Below are 19,099 nucleotides of genomic sequence, written 5' to 3' on the forward strand. Positions count from 1 at the left end.
CCCTAGTATACACGAATTTAATCGACGGCATCCCTGCCTGTCCAAAATCTAAAAAAAGCCCCCGTTTCCCGCGAAACGAAGGCTTAAGGTACATATTTATCTTATTTTGCAAAAAATGCAACTAAAACAGAAACGATCATGAAACCCGCACCCAAAATAGCAGTTGCGCGTTGTAAAATCAAATCCATACCGCGAGCTTTAGTCTTGCCGAACAGATGCTCAGCACCGCCAGAGATGGCACCGGACAAACCTGCACTTTTCCCCTTTTGCAGTAAAACAACCGCAATAACAGCAATCGAGAACACAACGAGCAGCACTTTCAAAAAGATTTCCATGAAAAATCCCACCTCCTGAGCTTATACATCTGTTTTGCAAAACAACACAGCCTCTTTTATGAAAACATGTACATATCATGTTATAAATAGCCGGAAATTAACGCAAAACACTATTTTTATTCTACCACAGCTTCCAGTAGATAACAACAGTTATACAAGTCACTCAACCATTAAGCCTTTGCAAAGTTATAAATTCTCATACACATCAATAATACAAAAAAACAGGCCTACTCGCGGTGGCGAGTAGGCCTGTTTTATTAATGCGTAAAAGCTTTGAGCGTTCAGACTTCGTCATCATAAACCATAAGTCTGAGACGCGTCAGCAATTTGCGCAATATTATTTTTTCAGGTTATAGAAAGATTTCAGGCCGTGGTATTGAGCCAGTTCACCCAGTTGATCCTCAATGCGGAGCAATTGGTTGTACTTCGCGATACGGTCAGTACGGGAAGGCGCACCTGTTTTAATTTGGCCTGCATTTGTTGCAACAGCGATATCAGCGATTGTGCTGTCTTCGGATTCACCGGAACGGTGAGAGATTACAGCTGTGTATCCTGCGCGTTTAGCCAACTCGATAGCATCGAATGTTTCAGTCAGCGTACCGATTTGGTTTACTTTGATCAGGATGGAGTTACCGATGTTTTCTTCGATACCTTTACCCAGACGCTCTGTATTGGTTACGAACAGGTCGTCACCAACCAATTGGATTTTGTTGCCCAGTTTTTCAGTGAGCAATTTCCAACCTTCCCAGTCATCTTCGGAGCAACCATCTTCAATAGTGATGATTGGGTATTTATCAACCCAAGAAGCAAGCAGGTCAACGAACTCAGCAGAAGTGAAGGATTTGCCTTCGCCTTCCAAAGTGTATTTTCCATCTTTGAAGAACTCAGTGGAGGCAACGTCCATACCGAGGAATACGTCAACACCTGGTTTGTAACCAGCTTTTTCGATCGCTTCGATAATAGTGGACAGAGCTTCTTCGTTAGATTTGAAGTTAGGAGCAAAACCACCTTCATCACCAACAGCTGTGTTCAAACCTTTGGAGTTCAGTACGGATTTCAGGTTGTGGAAGATTTCTGCGCCTACACGCAGAGCTTCTTTGAATGTAGGAGCGCCTACAGGCAGAACCATGAACTCTTGTACGTCAACGTTATTGTCGGCATGAGCGCCACCGTTAACGATGTTCATCATTGGCACTGGCAATTGTTTAGCATTGAATCCGCCCAGGTAAGTGTACAGTGGCAAGCCCAGAGCTTCAGCAGCAGCGCGAGCTACAGCCATGGATACAGCCAGAATTGCGTTTGCACCCAATTTACCTTTGTTATGTGTACCGTCCAATTTGATCATCAGCGTGTCGATTTCTACTTGGTTCACAGCATCCAAGCCGATTACTTCAGGAGCAATAATTTCGTTCACGTTTTTAACAGCTTGCAGAACGCCTTTACCCAGGTAACGGGATTTATCGTTATCACGAAGCTCTACAGCTTCGTGAGCGCCTGTGGAGGCACCGGAAGGAACGATAGCACTACCGATAGCACCGGATTCCAGATATACTTCAACTTCAACCGTTGGGTTACCACGGGAGTCGAGGACTTCGCGAGCGTACACGTCAGAAATAATAGTCATTTGTACTTAATCTCCTTTGTGAATCATGATTTATTGGTCAAGCCTATACTTATTAAATCAAGCTTACTTGCGGGATGCAATCATAGATTTTCCTGTCATTTCCGCAGGTTGCGGAAGTTGCATCAAATCCAGAAGCGTCGGAGCTACGTCAGCCAGTATTCCATGCTCACGCAAAACGATATTTTCGTCAGTCAAAATGAATGGAACCGGATTAGTTGTGTGAGCTGTGAACGGACGTCCCTGCTCATCAATTTCCATATCCGCGTTACCATGGTCAGCAATGATAATAACCACGCCGCCTTTGGCTTTAACCGCATCTACAACACGTCCAACACATTCATCCGTCGTCTCTACCGCCTTAATCGTTGGCTCCAGCATACCGGAGTGTCCAACCATATCCGGATTGGCAAAGTTCAGGATAATCGCATCATGCTTGTCGGCTTCGATTTCCTTAACAGCAGCATCCGCTACTTCATACGCACTCATTTCCGGCTGCAAGTCATATGTAGCCACTTTAGGCGAGTTGATCAAAATACGAGTTTCGCCAGGAAGCTCCACATCACGTCCGCCACTGAAAAAGAAAGTAACGTGCGGATATTTTTCAGTCTCAGCAATACGCAATTGCTTTTTGTTGTTTTGAACCAACACTTCACCAAACGTGTTATCCAGGTTTTTCGGTTCGTAAGCTACAAAGCCTTCAACCGTTTCGCTGAACAACGTCAGGCAAACAAAGTGCAGATCTTTAGGCAATTTCGGGCCACGGTCAAAACCACGGAAGTCCGCGTTTGTAAATACCTGAGACAGTTGAATCGCACGGTCAGGACGGAAATTGAGGAAGATAACAGAGTCATTGCTTTCGACCAGCCCTACAGGACTTCCGTCAGCCTTCACAATAACCGTTGGCTCCACAAATTCGTCGAACACTGATTTTTCATACGATTCTTTCAATGCTTCCATTGGATCTGTGTATTGAGGGCCTTCTCCGTATACGATTGCACGGTAAGATTTCTCCACACGTTCCCAACGTTTGTCGCGGTCCATAGCATAATAGCGTCCTTGTACAGTCGCAATTTTGCCTACGCCCACTTCTTGAATTTTGGCGATCAGTTGCTGCATGAAGCCTACGCCGCTGTCAGGCATAACGTCGCGTCCATCCATGAAAGCATGAATGTACACTTCAGTTAAGCCTTCTTTTTTCGCCAAGTCCAGCATAGCGAACAGATGGCTGATATGGCTATGCACGCCGCCGTCAGACAACAGTCCGTACAGGTGAAGTTTCGTGTTGTTCTTCTTAGCATGTTGCACTGCTTTAACCAGTGTTTCATTATCGTAGAACTCACCGTCACGAATGGACTTCGAAATACGAGTCAAGTCTTGATATACAATTCGGCCTGCGCCGATGTTCAAGTGACCTACTTCGGAGTTACCCATTTGTCCTTCAGGCAGACCCACTGCTTCGCCAGAAGCCGTCAGCGTTGTATGAGGATACTGTTGTAAATACCGGTCGTAATTCGGTTTGTTGGCCTGCGCAACCGCATTACCTTCTACGGTGTCACGCAATCCGAACCCGTCCATAATAATTAAAGCTACCGGTTTTGGTGCTGTCATCTTACTTCGCCCCCTCAACAAGCGCGATGTACGACGCCGGTTGAAGACTGGCACCGCCCACGAGCGCGCCGTCGATATCGCTTTGACCCAGGTACTCAGTAACATTTTCAGGTTTTACACTGCCACCATACTGAATACGTACAGCATTTGCTGTATTTTCATCATACAGCTCTTTAATCAGACTACGGATATAGGAAATCACTTCATTCGCATCCTGCGAAGTGGAGGATTTGCCTGTTCCGATGGCCCAGATTGGCTCATAAGCAACAACTACTTGTGCAGCCTGATCCTTAGCCAAACCAGCAAAAGCTGCTACAGTTTGCACTTTTACAACCTCTTTAGTTTGTCCAGCTTCACGATCTTCCAGCTTTTCGCCTACACATACGATTGGAGTCAGGTCATGACGGAATGCCGCATGAACCTTTTTGTTCACCGTTTCGTCTGTTTCATTAAAATATTCACGACGCTCGGAGTGTCCGATCACAACGTAGTCTACGCCCAGATCTTTCAGCATTCCACCGCTAATTTCACCTGTAAATGCACCATCTTCTGCAAAATGCAGGTTTTGTGCGCCAATTTTAATAGACGTGCCTTTTACTGCTTCAACCAGAGCAGGAAGATTCGTAAATGGTGCGCAAATCACGCTTTCCACTCCTGCAACCTCTGCTTTGCCTTTGATCTCTTCGATGAAAGTTTTAGCTTCTGGTACGGTTTTAAACATCTTCCAGTTACCCGCGATAATCGGTGTTCTCAATGGTTTCAACTCCTAACTATTAGGTGCCCTAAAGCTTTATTCACGCATAGTGCGTTTGATTATTTATCGTTCAGTGCAACAACACCCGGAAGTGCTTTGCCTTCCATAAATTCCAGAGATGCGCCGCCGCCAGTGGAGATATGATCCATTTTGTCAGCCAAGTGGAATTTTTCAGCCGCAGCCGCAGAATCACCGCCACCAATGATGGTGTATGCTTCTGTTGTTGCGCAAGCTTCCGCTACTTCACGAGTACCACCAGCGAAAGGTTCGATTTCAAATACACCCATTGGTCCATTCCAAACAACCAATTTGGAGTTTTTGATCACATCTGCATAGATTTTACGTGTTTTCGGTCCGATATCCACGCCTTCCCAATCTGAAGGAATGCCGTCGATATCCACAATGTTTGTGTTCGCCGTAGCGCTGAAATCGTCAGATACAACAATATCAACCGGAAGGTAGAAGTTTTTGCCGAGCTTCTTCGCTTTTTCGATAAATCCAAGAGCTACGTCCAGTTTGGATTCATCCAGTAGGGATTGACCCACTTCATGACCTTGAGCTTTGAAGAATGTATAAGCCAAACCACCGCCAATGATTACGTTATCTGCAATGTTCAGCAGGTTGTCAATCACGTCGATTTTGTCTTTTACCTTGGAACCGCCGATAATGGCTGTAAAAGGACGATCTGGGTTTGAAAGAGCTTTACCGATTACAGACAATTCTTTCTCCATCAGCAAGCCGGAAACAGCCGGAAGAAGATGCGCGATACCTTCTGTGGAAGCATGAGCACGGTGTGCTGCACCAAATGCGTCATTCACGAAAACGTCGGCCAATTCAGCAAATTGCTTCGCCAATTCAGGATCATTCTTTTCTTCCCCTGCATAGAAACGTACATTTTCAAGCAACAGCACGTCGCCGTTTTGCAGTTCAGCCACTTTCGCTTTAACAGCTTCGCCTACCGATTCGTCCACTTTAACTACTGGTTTTTTCAGCAGCTCAGACAAACGTACGCCAACAGGAGTCAGACGCATGGATTCAACAACCTGACCTTTTGGACGTCCAAAGTGACTCGCCAAAATAACTTTTGCACCTTTTTCAATCAGGTAGTTAATGGTTGGCAAGGTTTCACGAATACGCTTGTCATCCGTAATTTTACCGTCCTCAACCGGAACGTTAAAATCTACACGAACAAACACCCGTTTTCCATTCAGTTCTATATCACGTACGCTCTTTTTGTTCATCTCCATATTCCTCCGCACCCTTATAATTTTACGAATCAGGAATTCAAGGCACATTTGATATATAAAGAGCGGAAACAATAACCTGTTTCCGCTCTATGATGTTGCTCAATAAGACTGTTCTTATTTAGCCAGTTTTGCGAAGTATTCCAACGTGCGGATCAATTGTGCAGTGTAAGACATTTCATTGTCATACCAAGCTACAGTTTTCACCAGTTGTTTGTCGCCAACAGTCAGAACTTTAGTTTGAGTTGCATCAAACAAAGAACCGAAAGTAAGACCTTTGATGTCGGAAGAAACGATTTGATCTTCAGTGTATCCATAAGTTTCAGGATCGGATGCTTCTTTCATCGCAGCGTTGATTTCTTCAGCAGTTACGTTTTTCTCCAGAACTGTTACCAGCTCAGTCAGGGAACCTGTAGGTACTGGAACACGTTGAGCCGCGCCATCCAATTTACCTTTCAACTCAGGGATAACTAAACCGATTGCTTTAGCAGCACCAGTTGTGTTAGGGATGATGTTTTCAGCTGCTGCACGAGCACGACGGAAGTCACCTTTAGCATGTGGAGCATCCAAAGTGTTTTGGTCGCCAGTGTAAGCATGAATTGTAGTCATCAAACCTTCAACGATACCAAATTTATCTTGCAGTGTTTTAGCCATAGGAGCCAGGCAGTTTGTTGTGCAAGAAGCACCGGAGATTACAGTTTCAGTTCCGTCCAGAATTTCATGGTTTACGTTGTAAACGACAGTTTTCATGTCGCCAGTAGCTGGAGCGGAGATAACAACTTTTTTAGCGCCGCCTTTCAAATGTTTCTCAGCAGCTTCTTTAGTTGTGAAGAAACCTGTACATTCCAGAACGATGTCTACACCCAGGTCTCCCCAAGGCAGTTCTTCAGGGTTGCGGTTAGCCAAAACTTTAACTTCTTTACCGTTTACTTTGAAGAAGCCGTCATGTACTTCTACTTGTCCTTGGAAATTACCTTGTGTTGTATCATATTTCAACAAATGTGCCAACATTTTGGAATCTGTCAAGTCATTGATTGCTACTACTTCAATACCTTCCACGTTTTGAATCCGGCGGAAAGCAAGGCGTCCAATACGTCCGAAACCGTTAATACCAACTTTAACTGTCATGAGTGAGTTCCTCCCAAAGTTCGTTTAGTTTAGTTTTATATATTCAAGACAGACCCGAAAGCCCGTCAAGACAACATTATTCATAAATCCTATATTAATCATTTAAATAACGACTTACAATCTCAACAGCAGCGCCTTCGTCGGTGACTAGAATGTCCTCTTGCCCGAAACGCAGTACCGCATGAATAGCGGCCGCCTTGTTTTTGCCTCCAGCTACACCTAGAACCGTATCGGTACGCCTAATGTCCTCCAATCGGAGTCCAAGCGTCAGCATTCTGTGAACAACGACGCCATCTTCGTTAAAGTAATAACCAAACGATTCGGCTACCGCTCCTTCACTGCTGATCTGGGCAAAGGTTTCGGGATCAAGTTTACGTCTATGTGCCATCGCTATGGCGTTGCCTATCCCGTGAATGATGATACGACTCTCGCGAATCAGGTTCAATATATCCTGAATGTTCGTATCTTCAAGCAAGGAGTTGTAAGCATGATTGCTGAGCAAATCCGGTACATGGAGCAGACGGTATTGAGCGCCTACCTTGCGAGCCATTGTGGAAGCAATTGTGTTGGCCTGCATTTCCATGCTTTCTCCCAAACCCCCGCGTGCCGGTACAAACCACCCACCCTTAAGTGGGCCATTAGAAGGTAGTGCCAGTTGTTCCGCCACGTCGGCAATTGTCGTGCCACCTGTTACAGCGACCACATCCTCGTCGTCCATAACACTCAGCAACGCTTTTGCTCCAGCGCGCCCCAGCTCCTGCTTTGTTAACGGAGAAGCATCCGAATCCCCTGGAACGACAACCACCTTCCTCAAACCATAGGCTTGACGAATCTGGTCCTCCAATTGGGACAGGCCGAACAAGTTGTTCGCAATCGGCTCCAGCTGTTCCAGCAGATCCAGTCCTGCTTTGCTCACCTTCATGCCTACACTCTCAATCTCAATTAGCCCCTGAGCTTTAAGAAGATCGGTTTCGGCGCGCAACACGCGCTCAGTCATGTTCAGTGAAGCTGCCAGTGTTCTGCGTCCAACAACATCGGACAGCATAATCTGATGCAGGATCGTGTACCTTTTTTTCAAAACATCCATGAGGTCGGGCAGAAGCTGCTTCTGTATTTCTAATATCTTTCGCATGCTTTCCACTCCCGCACACTTCTAAGTTCTGTCTCTAATGCTCTATCTCTAACTGGTCTCAAAACGTCCCGGGATAACTTTTTAAGTCCCACGTATATCTTAACCAATATTTGCTCCATATGCAAGTCTATCTGAACCTATATTTCTCAACCATTTATCTGAATATGCGCATTTAATAAAAGCTTGCAATTCACTGCTGTATATCATATAATCATCTTTGTTTCCAATTAGCTGTTTAATTAGTTAGTTGTTTGCATTGAATCAACTATGCGCCCGTGGTCCAACGGATATGACGTAGGCCTCCGGAGCCTGAGATCGAGGTTCGATTCCTCGCGGGCGCGCCATTTTAAATGAACGCTTAGATGCTTCTATATAATGTTTTAACCAATAAGAGCGCTGAGGGCTCTTTTTTTTAATCATTAGTTTGACTTTCTTTGACTTTTTGTTTGAAATTGTTTATCATGTGGTTATTACGGTAACAGTTTATAAATAAGGGACGTGTAATCGGCATGTCCACCAAATCCACTAACGATATTTAAGGGAGGTTTTTTGACGTGAGCTATGTTCCAATGGTAGTAGAACAAAGTAACCGCGGCGAACGCGCCTATGACATTTATTCCAGACTGTTAAAGGATCGCATTATTTTGTTAGGCTCGGACGTCAATGACGTTGTAGCCAACTCTATAATTGCGCAAATGCTGTTTTTGGCTGCCGAAGATCCTGAAAAAGATATTCACTTGTATATTAACAGCCCTGGCGGTTCCATTACAGCTGGTATGGCCATTTTCGATACGATGCAATATATTAAACCTGACGTATCTACGATTTGCGTAGGTATGGCGGCTTCCATGGGCGCGTTTTTGCTGAATGCAGGCGCCAAAGGTAAACGTTTCGCTTTGCCAAACAGTGAAATTATGATTCACCAACCACTGGGTGGTGCACAAGGTCAGGCAACGGATATCGAAATCCGCGCACGCCGCATTCTGAAAATGCGTGATAAACTGAACCGCATTCTCGCAGATCGCACAGGCCAACCACTGGAGCGCATTGAAAAAGATACAGACCGTGACTACTTCATGTCTGCTGATGATGCCAAGGAATACGGTATTATTGATAAAGTGCTAACTAGCTCCTCTCCAGAAGGTGTATAAGAGAAGAAATTCACCTCTTTCGATAACTGGTAAATGAAAAAGCTGCTCCGGACTTTCTTATCCGGTAGGCAGCTTTTTTGCATTATTGTTTTTTAGGTTATAGACAATTGGACTTATTTATTTCTACTATTCATTCTGTCCCGCAAAAGGCTTTTCGCCTTGAGGCAGCAATTGACCGAACGAGTAGGTAAACTCCGGAATTCCATACGCGTATGGCGCATAATCATACAAATCAAACACGATTGTTACTCCACTGTTCGTCACATAAAAATTCTGATCTGCCGCCAGCTCTTTAAATTTGCCGAATCCTTCGCCAGCCTGAAGTGCATCGATTTTTTTCTTCAAATCAGCATTGAGGAACTTTTTGTAGTTCGGATTTGCCTTCAATACGTCAGACAATTGCTGCAGTTTACCATCAGCGAGCGAAAACGTATATCCTTTACGTGCCGTCATGCCATGTGCGCCACCCGTATACGAGTAGTCCTGCATAATCACACTCAGAATACCATCTTTGTTATAGGCAATCGCAAAATCATTTCCAAACTCATACGGTCTTTCTGTTGTAGCCTCTCCCTCAGCCATCATCTTTTTGCCTGCTGCCAATATACCTTCTGCATGCTTTTTAAGCACATTGTTAATGGCCTGTTGAGCCTCAGAATTCAGCTGGCTACCGCTGATTTGCGGGTACTTAATCTTGTAGGACACCTTCGCACTACTCGAAGCTGGAAGTGTTTGAGACGCAATTGTAATCGGATTTAGCTGGCTTTTACTCAGCGTTACTGTTTTCTGAGCTGCATTCCATTGAGCATCTATGCCCAGATAGTCTTTCAGCAAACTCATAGGAATATATAGCTTCCCAGCGATCTGTTTGGCATCCATACTACGTGTATTGATTCCATTGACGTTGACGTAGGCATCCGAGGAAGAAGCCATAATGTAAAGTTTATTGTACCCGCTACCTACGGTATATGTCGCTGTTTTCGCATCATAGCTTACTGGAATCCCCAAGCTGTCGCGCAGTGCGGCCACCGGAATCATTGTACTCCCGTTCACTTGGACACCTTTAGCGGGCAACGTTTTACCATTCCATTGGATGGTGATTCCTGGTTGCTGTGTTGTCGCTTGCTGCTGTTTCGTCGATGCTGCCTGGATATAGGAAACGGGAACAGCTGTGACTCCTGCGAAAATCCCTGCCGCCAGCAGTGCTGAACCCCATTTTTTTGCATGCTTACTCATATTAAATATTCCTCCTGTTAATGATCTGTATTGTCTATGTGTGATAACTACTTTTATTATTATATCTATACCCTATTGTATGTAGTTTACAATCTGTACACTCTCCGATTTCAATATGTACACCTAATAACCCTTAGCTATGACAGACTCATTACAAAAAGGTTTCGGTATACAAAAAAAGCCAGCAAGCCAGCCTGCACATGATGCTGGCCGCTTGTGGCTTCGTTTGATGATCTATATTAGTTCATTTCGTATTGAGCCGACACCTGAACTTTCACTGTTACTTGCCCCGATTGTATCTCTGTCCCGCCACCTGCTACGTCCAAGAGCGATTTTGACATGGCATTTTCACGTTGTGTAAAGATTTGTGCTTCTCCGCCATCTACCGTCACACTCACAAGAGCACCTAACCCGCGTTTTGCTGCCTTAGCTACAGCACTGGCTTTAGATTGTGCGCTTCCCAATGCCTTAGTAATGGCTTCTTCTTCATAAGTCGAAGGATCTTCCACGGAAAAACGTACATTATCTACGTTATTGGCTCCAGACTTGGTCGCCTCATCCAACAACTGACCGATTTTATCCAAATCGCGGTATTTGACGGAAAGTGTATGGTTGGCAGTGTAGCCTTTGAGCTTCTGCCCTTCTTTTTCGTTATAGGTGTAGTTAGGCTGTACATAAAACTGGCTGGTCTGAATGTCATCTGCGCTAATGCTCCACTTTTCTTTCAGCAGTTGTGTAACCTTGTTCAATTTTGTAGCATTGGCTTTTTGAGCAGCAGCTGCCGTATTCCCTTCCGATTGTACACCGATAGAGAGATAAGCAATATCGGGCTTCGCCAATACTTCCCCGCTTCCAGTCACATTAATTACACCGTTTACCGTCGAAGCTGTTGACGCAGCATAAGCACGATCTGCCCCCGTCCATAATCCGCCTGCTACTCCCCCTGCCATTAATGCTCCTGCGAGAACTGCCGTGGCTACTGTTTTTGTCCAAAGTCTCATTGAATTCAACCTCTTTCTTGAAAATGTTTGTACCTTCCAGACGGAAAAGACGGAAAAAGGTTGCAGCCAAGCGTACAAATTTCCGAAACAGAGCATGACCACGGGGATTTTAATTATTTATAGTTTGAACTTAATACAGTCTCTATATTCAACAAATCCATCCATAAAACAGTTAACGGAGGAGTTTTCGAAGACTTTTTTCTGGATACAAAAAAAGCCCCAAAGGGGCTTTTCACTAAGAGCATACACCATATCACAAAGCAAATCTTTGTTTATTGATTTTCCAGCTCTACCTTACTAACTAGACTTACTAAAGCGTTTACAGCCTGTTCGGCGTCCGCACCTTCAGCACTAATATTGATTTCAGTACCTGTACTGATGGCAAGACTCATAATACCCATGATGCTCTTGGCATTAACCTTTTTGTCTTCTTTTTCCACAAAAATCTCAGATGAATATTTATTCGCTTCCTGTACGAACAACGCAGCAGGTCTGGCGTGCAGTCCTGTTTTCAAGCGTACGACTACCGGATGTTTTGACATGTCAGCTTACCCCCTCATCAAATAAATCTGGACACTACTTACTCCATTTTATTTATCACATTATAACATTAACCCGGGACAGACACTAGAAAAAAAACTAAAAAAACCGGGGCTGAAAGCCCCACGGACAATCTTTTTATGGAATCAGGCCATTTTCGCCCCTGATTTTGTCAGCCATCTCATCAATTTTGCGAAGCCGATGATTTACACCCGATTTACTCACGACCCCTTTGAGCATTTCCCCGACTTCTTTTAAATTCAAATCGGGATGAGCGAGTCGAATTTCTGCCACTTCACGCAGTTTATCCGGCAAGGTCTCCAAACCAACTTCCCTCTCCAGCAACTTAATATTCTCAATTTGCCGGACAGCAGCTCCGATCGTCTTGTTCAAATTAGCCGTTTCACAATTGACAATGCGATTTACGGAATTGCGCATATCGCGCATAATGCGTACATCTTCAAATTTGAACAAGGCTTGATGCGCCCCAATGATGCTAAGCAGCTCAATGATCTTCTCGCCTTCCTTGATGTAGAGAATAAAACCTTTTTTTCGCTCAATACAGCGAGCATTTAGATGAAATTCATTCGCAAGATCAACGAGTGCCTGACAGTGCTCCTCATACATCGAAGAAATTTCAAGGTGGTAAGACGATCCTTCAGGATTGTTGACAGAGCCACCTGCCATAAAGGCGCCCCGCAAATAAGCCCTCTTACAACAGTTTTTCCGAACGATATCCCGATTAATCCCGTCAGTGAACAAGAAACCTTCTGAGACGATATAAAGATCCTTTAGCAGCTGTTGCACACCATTGGGAATACGGACAATGTACACATTATTTTTTTTCAAGCGCATTTTTTTCCGTACAAGCAGTTCGATATGAAGTTGAAAATGCTTCTTGATCAAGGAGTAAATCCGCCTTGCAATCGCGGCATTTTCTGTGGACACGTCCAATATCACCCTTTTATTCGACAGTTGTACGGATCCGAGCATACGTATGAGCGCAGATAGTTCCGCTTTCTCACAGCAGGACTGGCTTTCAATCATTGTAAGCTCTTTTTTCGTTTGTGCCGCAAAGGACAAGGGACTCACCTCCTTCTTAATATCCAGTTTTGTACCAATTGGTAAATATGCTGGCTCAATTTGTCGGCATCATGCCGTAGATACGTACGGAACAGAACTAATGTATCTGCCACCACTTTATATCCCCGATCGGTCAGCTCGCCCATGTCTACTTGAACTGGCTTAGCTCCCTGCTCGGCATACATTTCCTGTACTTGGGGTGGAATTTCTCCGTTATTTACAATGACATAGTCAAAGAGATGATGCCCTACATGCTCAAAAATAGCTTGCAGGTGATCTCCTACCGTATAGCCATCAGTTTCTCCAGGCTGGGTCATAACGTTACAGACAAATATTTTGATAGCGTCTGATTTTACTACAGCTTCAGCGAGTTTAGGTACAAGCAAATTCGGTAATATGCTGGTATATAGACTGCCGGGGCCAATCAAAATCGCATCAGCCTCATTAATGGCCTCTACAGCCTCAGGCAACGGCTCCACGTGAGTCGGTTCAAGAAAGACGCGTTTGATTCGTCCGCCCGCTTCCGGGATCTTGGACTCTCCGGTAATCACCGTGCCATCCTCCATTTCGGCACTTAGCACAACGCCTTCCTCAGCTGCCGGCAGCACGCGTCCCCGGACAGCAAATACACGGCTAAGCTCACGCACCGCCGTTACAAAATCTCCCGATATATCGGTCATCGCTGCTAAAATCAGATTACCCAGGCTGTGGCCTGACAATCCTGATCCCGCACCGAAACGGTATTTCAGCATATCTGACATCACTGGTTCCACGTCAGCCAAGGCAGTCAGCACATTGCGAATATCCCCTGGAGGGGGCATCTGCAGCTCACTGCGCAAAATCCCGGAGCTTCCGCCATCGTCAGCGACTGTAACAATAGCCGTAATATCTAGCGGCTTTTGCTTTAAGCCCCGCAGCATGACGGACAAGCCGGTTCCGCCGCCCATAACAACAATACGTGGGCGCTCCCGTTGTGATCCGGTCTCTTTCATGATTTCACCTCATTAATGCCGGTCCCGATCAGCATCCCGATGCGAAACAGAAACAGATTCTGTCTCGCTGGCACCCAGCATTTTTCCTAAATACTCCGATATTGCAACAGAACGATGCTTACCGCCAGTACAGCCAATGCCGATAATGACCTGGCTTTTGCCTTCTTTGCGATATTGCGGAATCAAAAAGTGTAACATATCCAGCAACTTGGTCAAGAATGCCTGAGTCTCGGGCCATTTCATGACATAATCATATACATCGCTATCCTGTCCCGTGTGGGGACGTAGTTGGTCCACATAGTGGGGATTAGGCAGGAAGCGCACATCGAATATAAGATCGGCATCAATGGGAATACCATACTTGAAGCCAAAAGAAGTAATGTTCACGGAAAGCATACTGCTCTCCAGATGAGAAAATCGTGAAATAATCCTCGCCTTTAAGGTTGCAGGCTTCATCACACTTGTATCAATAACCTGTGTAGCCGAGCTTTTTAATTCTTCCAACATCTTGCGCTCCAACCGAATCCCATCCAAAGGCATGCCGTCTGGAGCCAGCGGATGACGTCTACGGCTTTCCTTATACCGCTGTACGAGAACGCCATCATTCGCATTTAAGAATAAAATTTCACAATGAATCGTAAAATGATCTTTAATATAATTCAACGATTCAGACAAGGCGGTGAAAAATTCTCGTCCGCGTAAATCAATTACGAGTGCCACCTTGCCTATTTTACCGTTAGACTGCTCAATCAACTCGGCAAATTTGGGAATCAGTACAGGAGGCAAATTATCAACGCAGAAGAAGCCCAAGTCTTCCAGGCTCTGAACCGCAATGGTCTTCCCTGCGCCTGACATCCCCGTAATGATAATGAGCGTTGCCCACGGCGCAGCATTTTTTAGGTTATCTGTCATATGGACTTCCCTCTCCTTTTGCTTCTTCGCTCTATGCCAGTACCCGTATTATCAGTAACCTGTGGATCAGGATCAGGAACGTAGCAACAAACCAGCTGCCCCTACGATACCTGCGTCATTGCCCAGCACAGCTGGAACAATCGATACCCCTTTTTGAAGGGGCTCAGGTGCCAGTTTGGTGTACACGCGACGCATCTCTTCAAACAAAAAGTCGCCTGCTTTGGAAACACCGCCACCTATGATAAACAACTCTGGATTAAGCACAGCGGCAACTGCTGCCATAGATTTCCCCAAATAGAAAGCAGCACGGTTCACGATACGCAGAGCGACTTCATCCCCGGCTTTAGCAGCATCAAATACTTCCTTGGCAGCAATTTGATCTTCCAGCGCCAGAGAGGTCCGGTCGCCACGTTCCACAGCGTCCTTGGCCATACGAATGATGCCTGTTGCGGAAGATACAGTTTCCAAGCAACCCATTTTGCCGCATCCACACTGAATAGCCTCCAGATCAGGTACGACACTGATATGGCCAATTTCTCCGGCCATGCCCGAAGAACCTTGGTATATTTTACCGTTTATAATAATGCCGCCACCTACTCCTGTTCCCAGGGTATAGCATACGCAGTTTTCTATGCCTTTGCCTGCACCAGCCCAAGCCTCACCCAGCGCAGCAACATTCGCATCGTTGTCTATTTTCACAGGCTTGCCAATCCGGTTCTCTAGGAGCGCACGGATCGGTACGTCACGAAAGCCAATATTAGGAGCGAGGACAATAATACCATCACGAACATTCGTAAAACCTGCAACGCCTGCACCGACACCCTTTAGTTGATCCCACTCATAAGGAGATTGCTCAACAATATGCCGCACATATTTTTCGATATTACCGATGACAACGTCTACACCTTTATCGGTTTCGGTTGGTCCCTCATATGTGTGCAAAAGCTGTCCGTTTTCATTACAAATGCCGACTTTAATCGCGGTACCGCCCAAATCGACACCTACATAGATACTTTCAGACATGTTCCAAGCCACCTTTATGTTTACTTAAAAACCTGGTATGAAATATACGCTTACAATTCCTACTTCATAATAGTAATCCTACGTTCCAACTATAATTGAAGCCCCCGTTACGGTCAAGGACACTTCCTTGTTGAAAAGTGTACGATTAGCGGAATTATTAACCTCATGCACCCATAAGAAAAACGTCTATTGACGTACTTTCAAGGAAGCCAGACCACGCTTAACGGAAATTTTTCTTGCGATTATAGATTGTTCAGCTCCGCTGAAAACTTATAAATTCTATAATCATAAAAAGGAGAAAGCCTGTGCAAACGCAGCAGGCTTTCTCTTCCTGAACAAAAGATGCGGCATAACAGAGGTTTCCTTCGCTCTCCCGTTAGCCTTTTTGTATACCATAGACACGCTTTTATTGATCCAGTGTTTCGCTCCAGTCGTGAACAGCACTGCCTTCGAGATACTTCTCGCAGTCCATAGCCGCCATACAGCCCGTTCCCGCAGCCGTAATAGCTTGACGGTAACGGTTATCCTGTACGTCCCCACAGGCAAAAACTCCGGGGATGTTCGTTTCCGTTGTGCCTGGCTTTACTACAATATAGCCGTGTTCATCGGTATGAATTTGTCCGTTCAGGAAACCTGTGTTCGGTGTATGCCCGATGGCTACGAACACGCCATCTACCTCAATCAGCTCATCCTGATTGGTCTCATTATTGTGTACCTTCAAACCTTTTAAGCCAGCTTCTCCCGTCACAACTTCCAGAGGAGTCCGGTTTAATGCCCAATGTACTTTTTCGTTCTCACGCGCACGATCTTGCATAATTTTGGATGCCCGCAACTCATCGCGACGATGGACCAAGGTTACACTGGAAGCAAAACGGGTCAAGAAGCTCGCTTCCTCCATGGCTGAATCGCCACCGCCAACCACGACAATCTTTTTCCCGCGGAAAAAGAAGCCATCGCAAGTTGCGCACGTGCTGACTCCGCGACCTACATTGTCCTGCTCACCCGGAATGCCTAGATATTTGGCGGACGCACCTGTAGCAATAATGACCGACTCCGCCTCAATGATACCTTTACCCTCTACCTTCACTTTAAAAGGGCGTTTGCTGAAATCTACTTCCTCTACCCATCCGGAAGTAAATTCAGCGCCAAAACGTTCAGCCTGCTTGCGCATATTATCCATCAGTTCAGGCCCGAGGATACCTTGCTCAAAACCCGGGAAATTTTCAATTTCGGTCGTTGTAGTAAGCTGCCCACCGGGCTGCATCCCTTCAATGATCAGCGGATTCATGTTAGCGCGTGCCAAATAAATAGCCGCTGTGTAGCCTGCAGGACCTGTACCAATAATTATGGATTTATACATACGTTTGTTGCCTCCTTTAAGTGATGTTTGGAGCAGGTCTCAGACCTGCTTTTTAAACGTGGAGAGCGGCTGCTTCAGCTTCTGTTTGATACCACACACGCTGTCAATCTGGCGTGCATAGCGGCTTACGGTCGATACGGAAATACCATAACGATCGGCTACTTCCTGATAGGTGACTGAATGATGATGCATTTTGGCTGTCAAATATTCCAGCGCCGCTGCCCATCCCTCAGTATGCTGAACCATCGGAACTTCCGGGGCAAGTCGATCCAAATACTCCAGCCAAAGCGATTTCAAATCGTGCTGCATGGCCGGATCTGATGGCTTGCTCATGACGGTCAGTACCTTATCCAGCACTGCCTGCCATTGTGGATCGACCGGGGAAGCAGATACATCACCTTCAATTGTATGCGGATCGTTCTCAACCTCCAACTGATCAGAATGTTCCGTTTCCGGATACATTTTCTGCTCATCCTGCTCCGCCAGCTCTTGCAATACTTGCAAGGCACGGCGTCTCAGCTCATCCTCCTGGTCCGGGTCTTCTACGAAGGACTCCAGTGCCTGGCGCACCTCATCATCACCGATCAAGCTTAACGCCTGAATGACCTGAAGCTGAGTCGCCCGGTCCCCGTGGCGCAAGGCCCAGAAGAAGGATGAGCGGATTAGCGGGTCCTTCTTCATGCTGTCAGGCACCTGGTCAGCACCAAACTTCTCCCACATGCGGAATTGCTCCTCAAACGGGAGATGATAATGATAGCTGAGCACTTGCAGCGGTGTACCCTCCTGCTGGAGTTCCTCCAGTCGGGACAGGAAAAACCGCGGAACTTCCGAGGAAGCATCCTGCTTTTGCAAATGACTCCACAACCGCCGAGCTTCCGCATATCTTCCCGTATTGCTGGCAGCTACCGCCGTGTAATGGTACAAAGAAGCGTCCGCATTGTTCTCTCCATCGCCATGAAGCAACCTGCGGAAATGTCTGTAGGCCTCCTCATGGCGTCCGAGAATGCCCATAGTGGTCGCCAGCTTGAATACCTGCTCCTCCTGAAACGGTATAGTAACCGCCAAAGTCTGCACCAGACGATCCAATTCCGGGCCGCCGCCCTCGTGCTGATAAAAGATCGCCAAGTTGCACAATGCGTGTAAATTACCCGGCTCATCTTCCAGCACTTGAATAATGGTAGCCTTAGCATTTTGGAACAACCCCATGTAGTAATACGCCAGCGCCAGATTATTCCGCGCAGCGAACATATCCGGTTGTTCCTCTGAAATTTGCTTGAGCAACTGGGCTGCCTGAGCAAATTTCCCCTCCTCCAGCAGGACACGAGCCTGATCATGCTCTACTACTCCCTGCCGGGCCTTAATGCGGTTCAGCTTCGTTGGACGGTCCAGCTCATAATAGAGCAGCTCCATCATTTCCTCCGCTTCATCAAGAAACTGGCCTTCTTCGTCCTCCTCCAGGTACGTGACCAACGCTTTCTCCGCTTCTTCAAACTGCTCCATATTAGCGTAATTATTCGCCATATAGAAATAACACTCTGTCATCGACGAGTCTACGTCACTCAGAACAGAGGACAGGATCTCATTCGAACCTGCATAATCCCCCATCTCTGATAATATACCCGCCATATTGCAATGATTCACCGGATTATCCGGTTCATATTCAACGGCTTTGCGAAAATATTTCAATGCCTTGTCATAATGATTGCGATCAAGCGAGCGCACAGCTTTCTCAAAAAAGAAAGATGCGTCGAAACGCAAAGCAATAATTTTAGGGCTAGGTTCCGATACTCGCAGATGTTTCCCTTTCATAAATAACCAAGGCACCTCCTTTAAAAGTAACTGGCATGTTCATACCCTTCAGTATACCACAACTTCAAAACGACTTGACAGTCGATCCTACCTCATTCCAAAAAACGGATATATGCTCGTATACCGATAGATATAGATACAAGAATACGCTAAATAGCCGAGCGCTT

17 protein-coding genes and 1 tRNA gene are annotated in these 19,099 nt (G+C 45.9%); 2 read left to right on the forward strand and 16 right to left on the reverse strand.

The window, feature by feature from the left end:
- Nucleotides 1–101: 101 nt before the first annotated feature.
- The 7 genes from secG to ACQW03_RS10220 all read right to left on the reverse strand — a co-directional run bounded on the left by secG (nt 102) and on the right by ACQW03_RS10220 (nt 7,825).
- Nucleotides 102–335, reverse strand: a complete 234-nt coding sequence (secG, locus tag ACQW03_RS10190) for a preprotein translocase subunit SecG (RefSeq protein ID WP_025722930.1) — start codon at nt 333–335, stop codon at nt 102–104.
- Nucleotides 336–672: 337 nt separating this feature from the next.
- Nucleotides 673–1,959: a phosphopyruvate hydratase gene (gene eno, locus ACQW03_RS10195; protein ID WP_071639089.1), complete on the reverse strand. Its 1,287-nt coding sequence runs from the start codon at nt 1,957–1,959 to the stop codon at nt 673–675.
- 63 nt (nt 1,960–2,022) lie between these two features.
- Nucleotides 2,023–3,567 carry a 2,3-bisphosphoglycerate-independent phosphoglycerate mutase gene (gene gpmI, locus ACQW03_RS10200; protein WP_028541876.1) on the reverse strand — a complete coding sequence of 515 codons (1,545 nt, stop codon included), beginning with the start codon at nt 3,565–3,567 and terminating at the stop codon, nt 2,023–2,025.
- Between the two features lies 1 nt (nt 3,568).
- Entirely contained in the window at nt 3,569–4,321 is a 753-nt protein-coding gene (gene tpiA / locus ACQW03_RS10205) for a triose-phosphate isomerase (RefSeq protein ID WP_023986490.1), read from the reverse strand.
- A gap of 59 nt (nt 4,322–4,380) precedes the next feature.
- Nucleotides 4,381–5,562 carry a phosphoglycerate kinase gene (locus tag ACQW03_RS10210; RefSeq protein WP_023986489.1) on the reverse strand — a complete coding sequence of 394 codons (1,182 nt, stop codon included), beginning with the start codon at nt 5,560–5,562 and terminating at the stop codon, nt 4,381–4,383.
- Between the two features lie 120 nt (nt 5,563–5,682).
- Nucleotides 5,683–6,693: a type I glyceraldehyde-3-phosphate dehydrogenase gene (gap, locus tag ACQW03_RS10215; RefSeq protein ID WP_023986488.1), complete on the reverse strand. Its 1,011-nt coding sequence runs from the start codon at nt 6,691–6,693 to the stop codon at nt 5,683–5,685.
- 94 nt (nt 6,694–6,787) lie between these two features.
- Nucleotides 6,788–7,825 carry a sugar-binding transcriptional regulator gene (locus tag ACQW03_RS10220; protein ID WP_023986487.1) on the reverse strand — a complete coding sequence of 346 codons (1,038 nt, stop codon included), beginning with the start codon at nt 7,823–7,825 and terminating at the stop codon, nt 6,788–6,790.
- A gap of 269 nt (nt 7,826–8,094) precedes the next feature.
- Here ACQW03_RS10220 and ACQW03_RS10225 point away from each other — a divergent pair.
- Both ACQW03_RS10225 and clpP read left to right on the forward strand, forming a co-directional pair.
- Nucleotides 8,095–8,169 (forward strand) — tRNA-Arg (locus ACQW03_RS10225).
- A gap of 210 nt (nt 8,170–8,379) precedes the next feature.
- Nucleotides 8,380–8,976, forward strand: a complete 597-nt coding sequence (clpP, locus tag ACQW03_RS10230) for an ATP-dependent Clp endopeptidase proteolytic subunit ClpP (RefSeq protein ID WP_013368815.1) — start codon at nt 8,380–8,382, stop codon at nt 8,974–8,976.
- 126 nt (nt 8,977–9,102) lie between these two features.
- On the opposite strand, the gene ACQW03_RS10235 is transcribed toward clpP, so the two are convergent.
- The 9 genes from ACQW03_RS10235 to ACQW03_RS10275 all read right to left on the reverse strand — a co-directional run bounded on the left by ACQW03_RS10235 (nt 9,103) and on the right by ACQW03_RS10275 (nt 18,932).
- On the reverse strand, nt 9,103–10,212 hold the full coding sequence (locus tag ACQW03_RS10235) for a PdaC/SigV domain-containing protein (protein ID WP_023986486.1): 1,110 nt from the start codon (nt 10,210–10,212) through the stop codon (nt 9,103–9,105).
- Nucleotides 10,213–10,451: 239 nt separating this feature from the next.
- A complete protein-coding gene (locus tag ACQW03_RS10240; RefSeq protein ID WP_441949586.1) occupies nt 10,452–11,213 on the reverse strand; it encodes an SIMPL domain-containing protein in 762 nt (253 codons plus the stop codon).
- A gap of 272 nt (nt 11,214–11,485) precedes the next feature.
- The gene (locus ACQW03_RS10245) at nt 11,486–11,755 is read right to left on the reverse strand and encodes an HPr family phosphocarrier protein (RefSeq protein ID WP_013368811.1); all 270 of its coding nucleotides are present in this window, start codon (nt 11,753–11,755) and stop codon (nt 11,486–11,488) included.
- Between the two features lie 136 nt (nt 11,756–11,891).
- A complete protein-coding gene (gene whiA / locus ACQW03_RS10250; protein WP_013308256.1) occupies nt 11,892–12,836 on the reverse strand; it encodes a DNA-binding protein WhiA in 945 nt (314 codons plus the stop codon).
- 5 nt (nt 12,837–12,841) lie between these two features.
- On the reverse strand, nt 12,842–13,828 hold the full coding sequence (locus ACQW03_RS10255) for a gluconeogenesis factor YvcK family protein (protein ID WP_023986485.1): 987 nt from the start codon (nt 13,826–13,828) through the stop codon (nt 12,842–12,844).
- A 12-nt stretch (nt 13,829–13,840) separates the two neighbouring features.
- Nucleotides 13,841–14,740: an RNase adapter RapZ gene (gene rapZ, locus ACQW03_RS10260; protein WP_013308254.1), complete on the reverse strand. Its 900-nt coding sequence runs from the start codon at nt 14,738–14,740 to the stop codon at nt 13,841–13,843.
- A 72-nt stretch (nt 14,741–14,812) separates the two neighbouring features.
- Complete coding sequence (locus ACQW03_RS10265; RefSeq protein WP_023986484.1) at nt 14,813–15,763, reverse strand: ROK family glucokinase; 951 nt, start codon at nt 15,761–15,763, stop codon at nt 14,813–14,815.
- A gap of 406 nt (nt 15,764–16,169) precedes the next feature.
- Nucleotides 16,170–17,123 carry a thioredoxin-disulfide reductase gene (gene trxB / locus ACQW03_RS10270; RefSeq protein ID WP_013308252.1) on the reverse strand — a complete coding sequence of 318 codons (954 nt, stop codon included), beginning with the start codon at nt 17,121–17,123 and terminating at the stop codon, nt 16,170–16,172.
- Between the two features lie 39 nt (nt 17,124–17,162).
- On the reverse strand, nt 17,163–18,932 hold the full coding sequence (locus tag ACQW03_RS10275) for a tetratricopeptide repeat protein (RefSeq protein ID WP_441949591.1): 1,770 nt from the start codon (nt 18,930–18,932) through the stop codon (nt 17,163–17,165).
- Between the last annotated feature and the right edge of the window lie 167 nt (nt 18,933–19,099).

Source organism: Paenibacillus sp. DRB1-1 (genome assembly GCF_052119485.1).
Taxonomy (GTDB): Bacteria; Bacillota; Bacilli; order Paenibacillales; family Paenibacillaceae; genus Paenibacillus; species Paenibacillus polymyxa_B.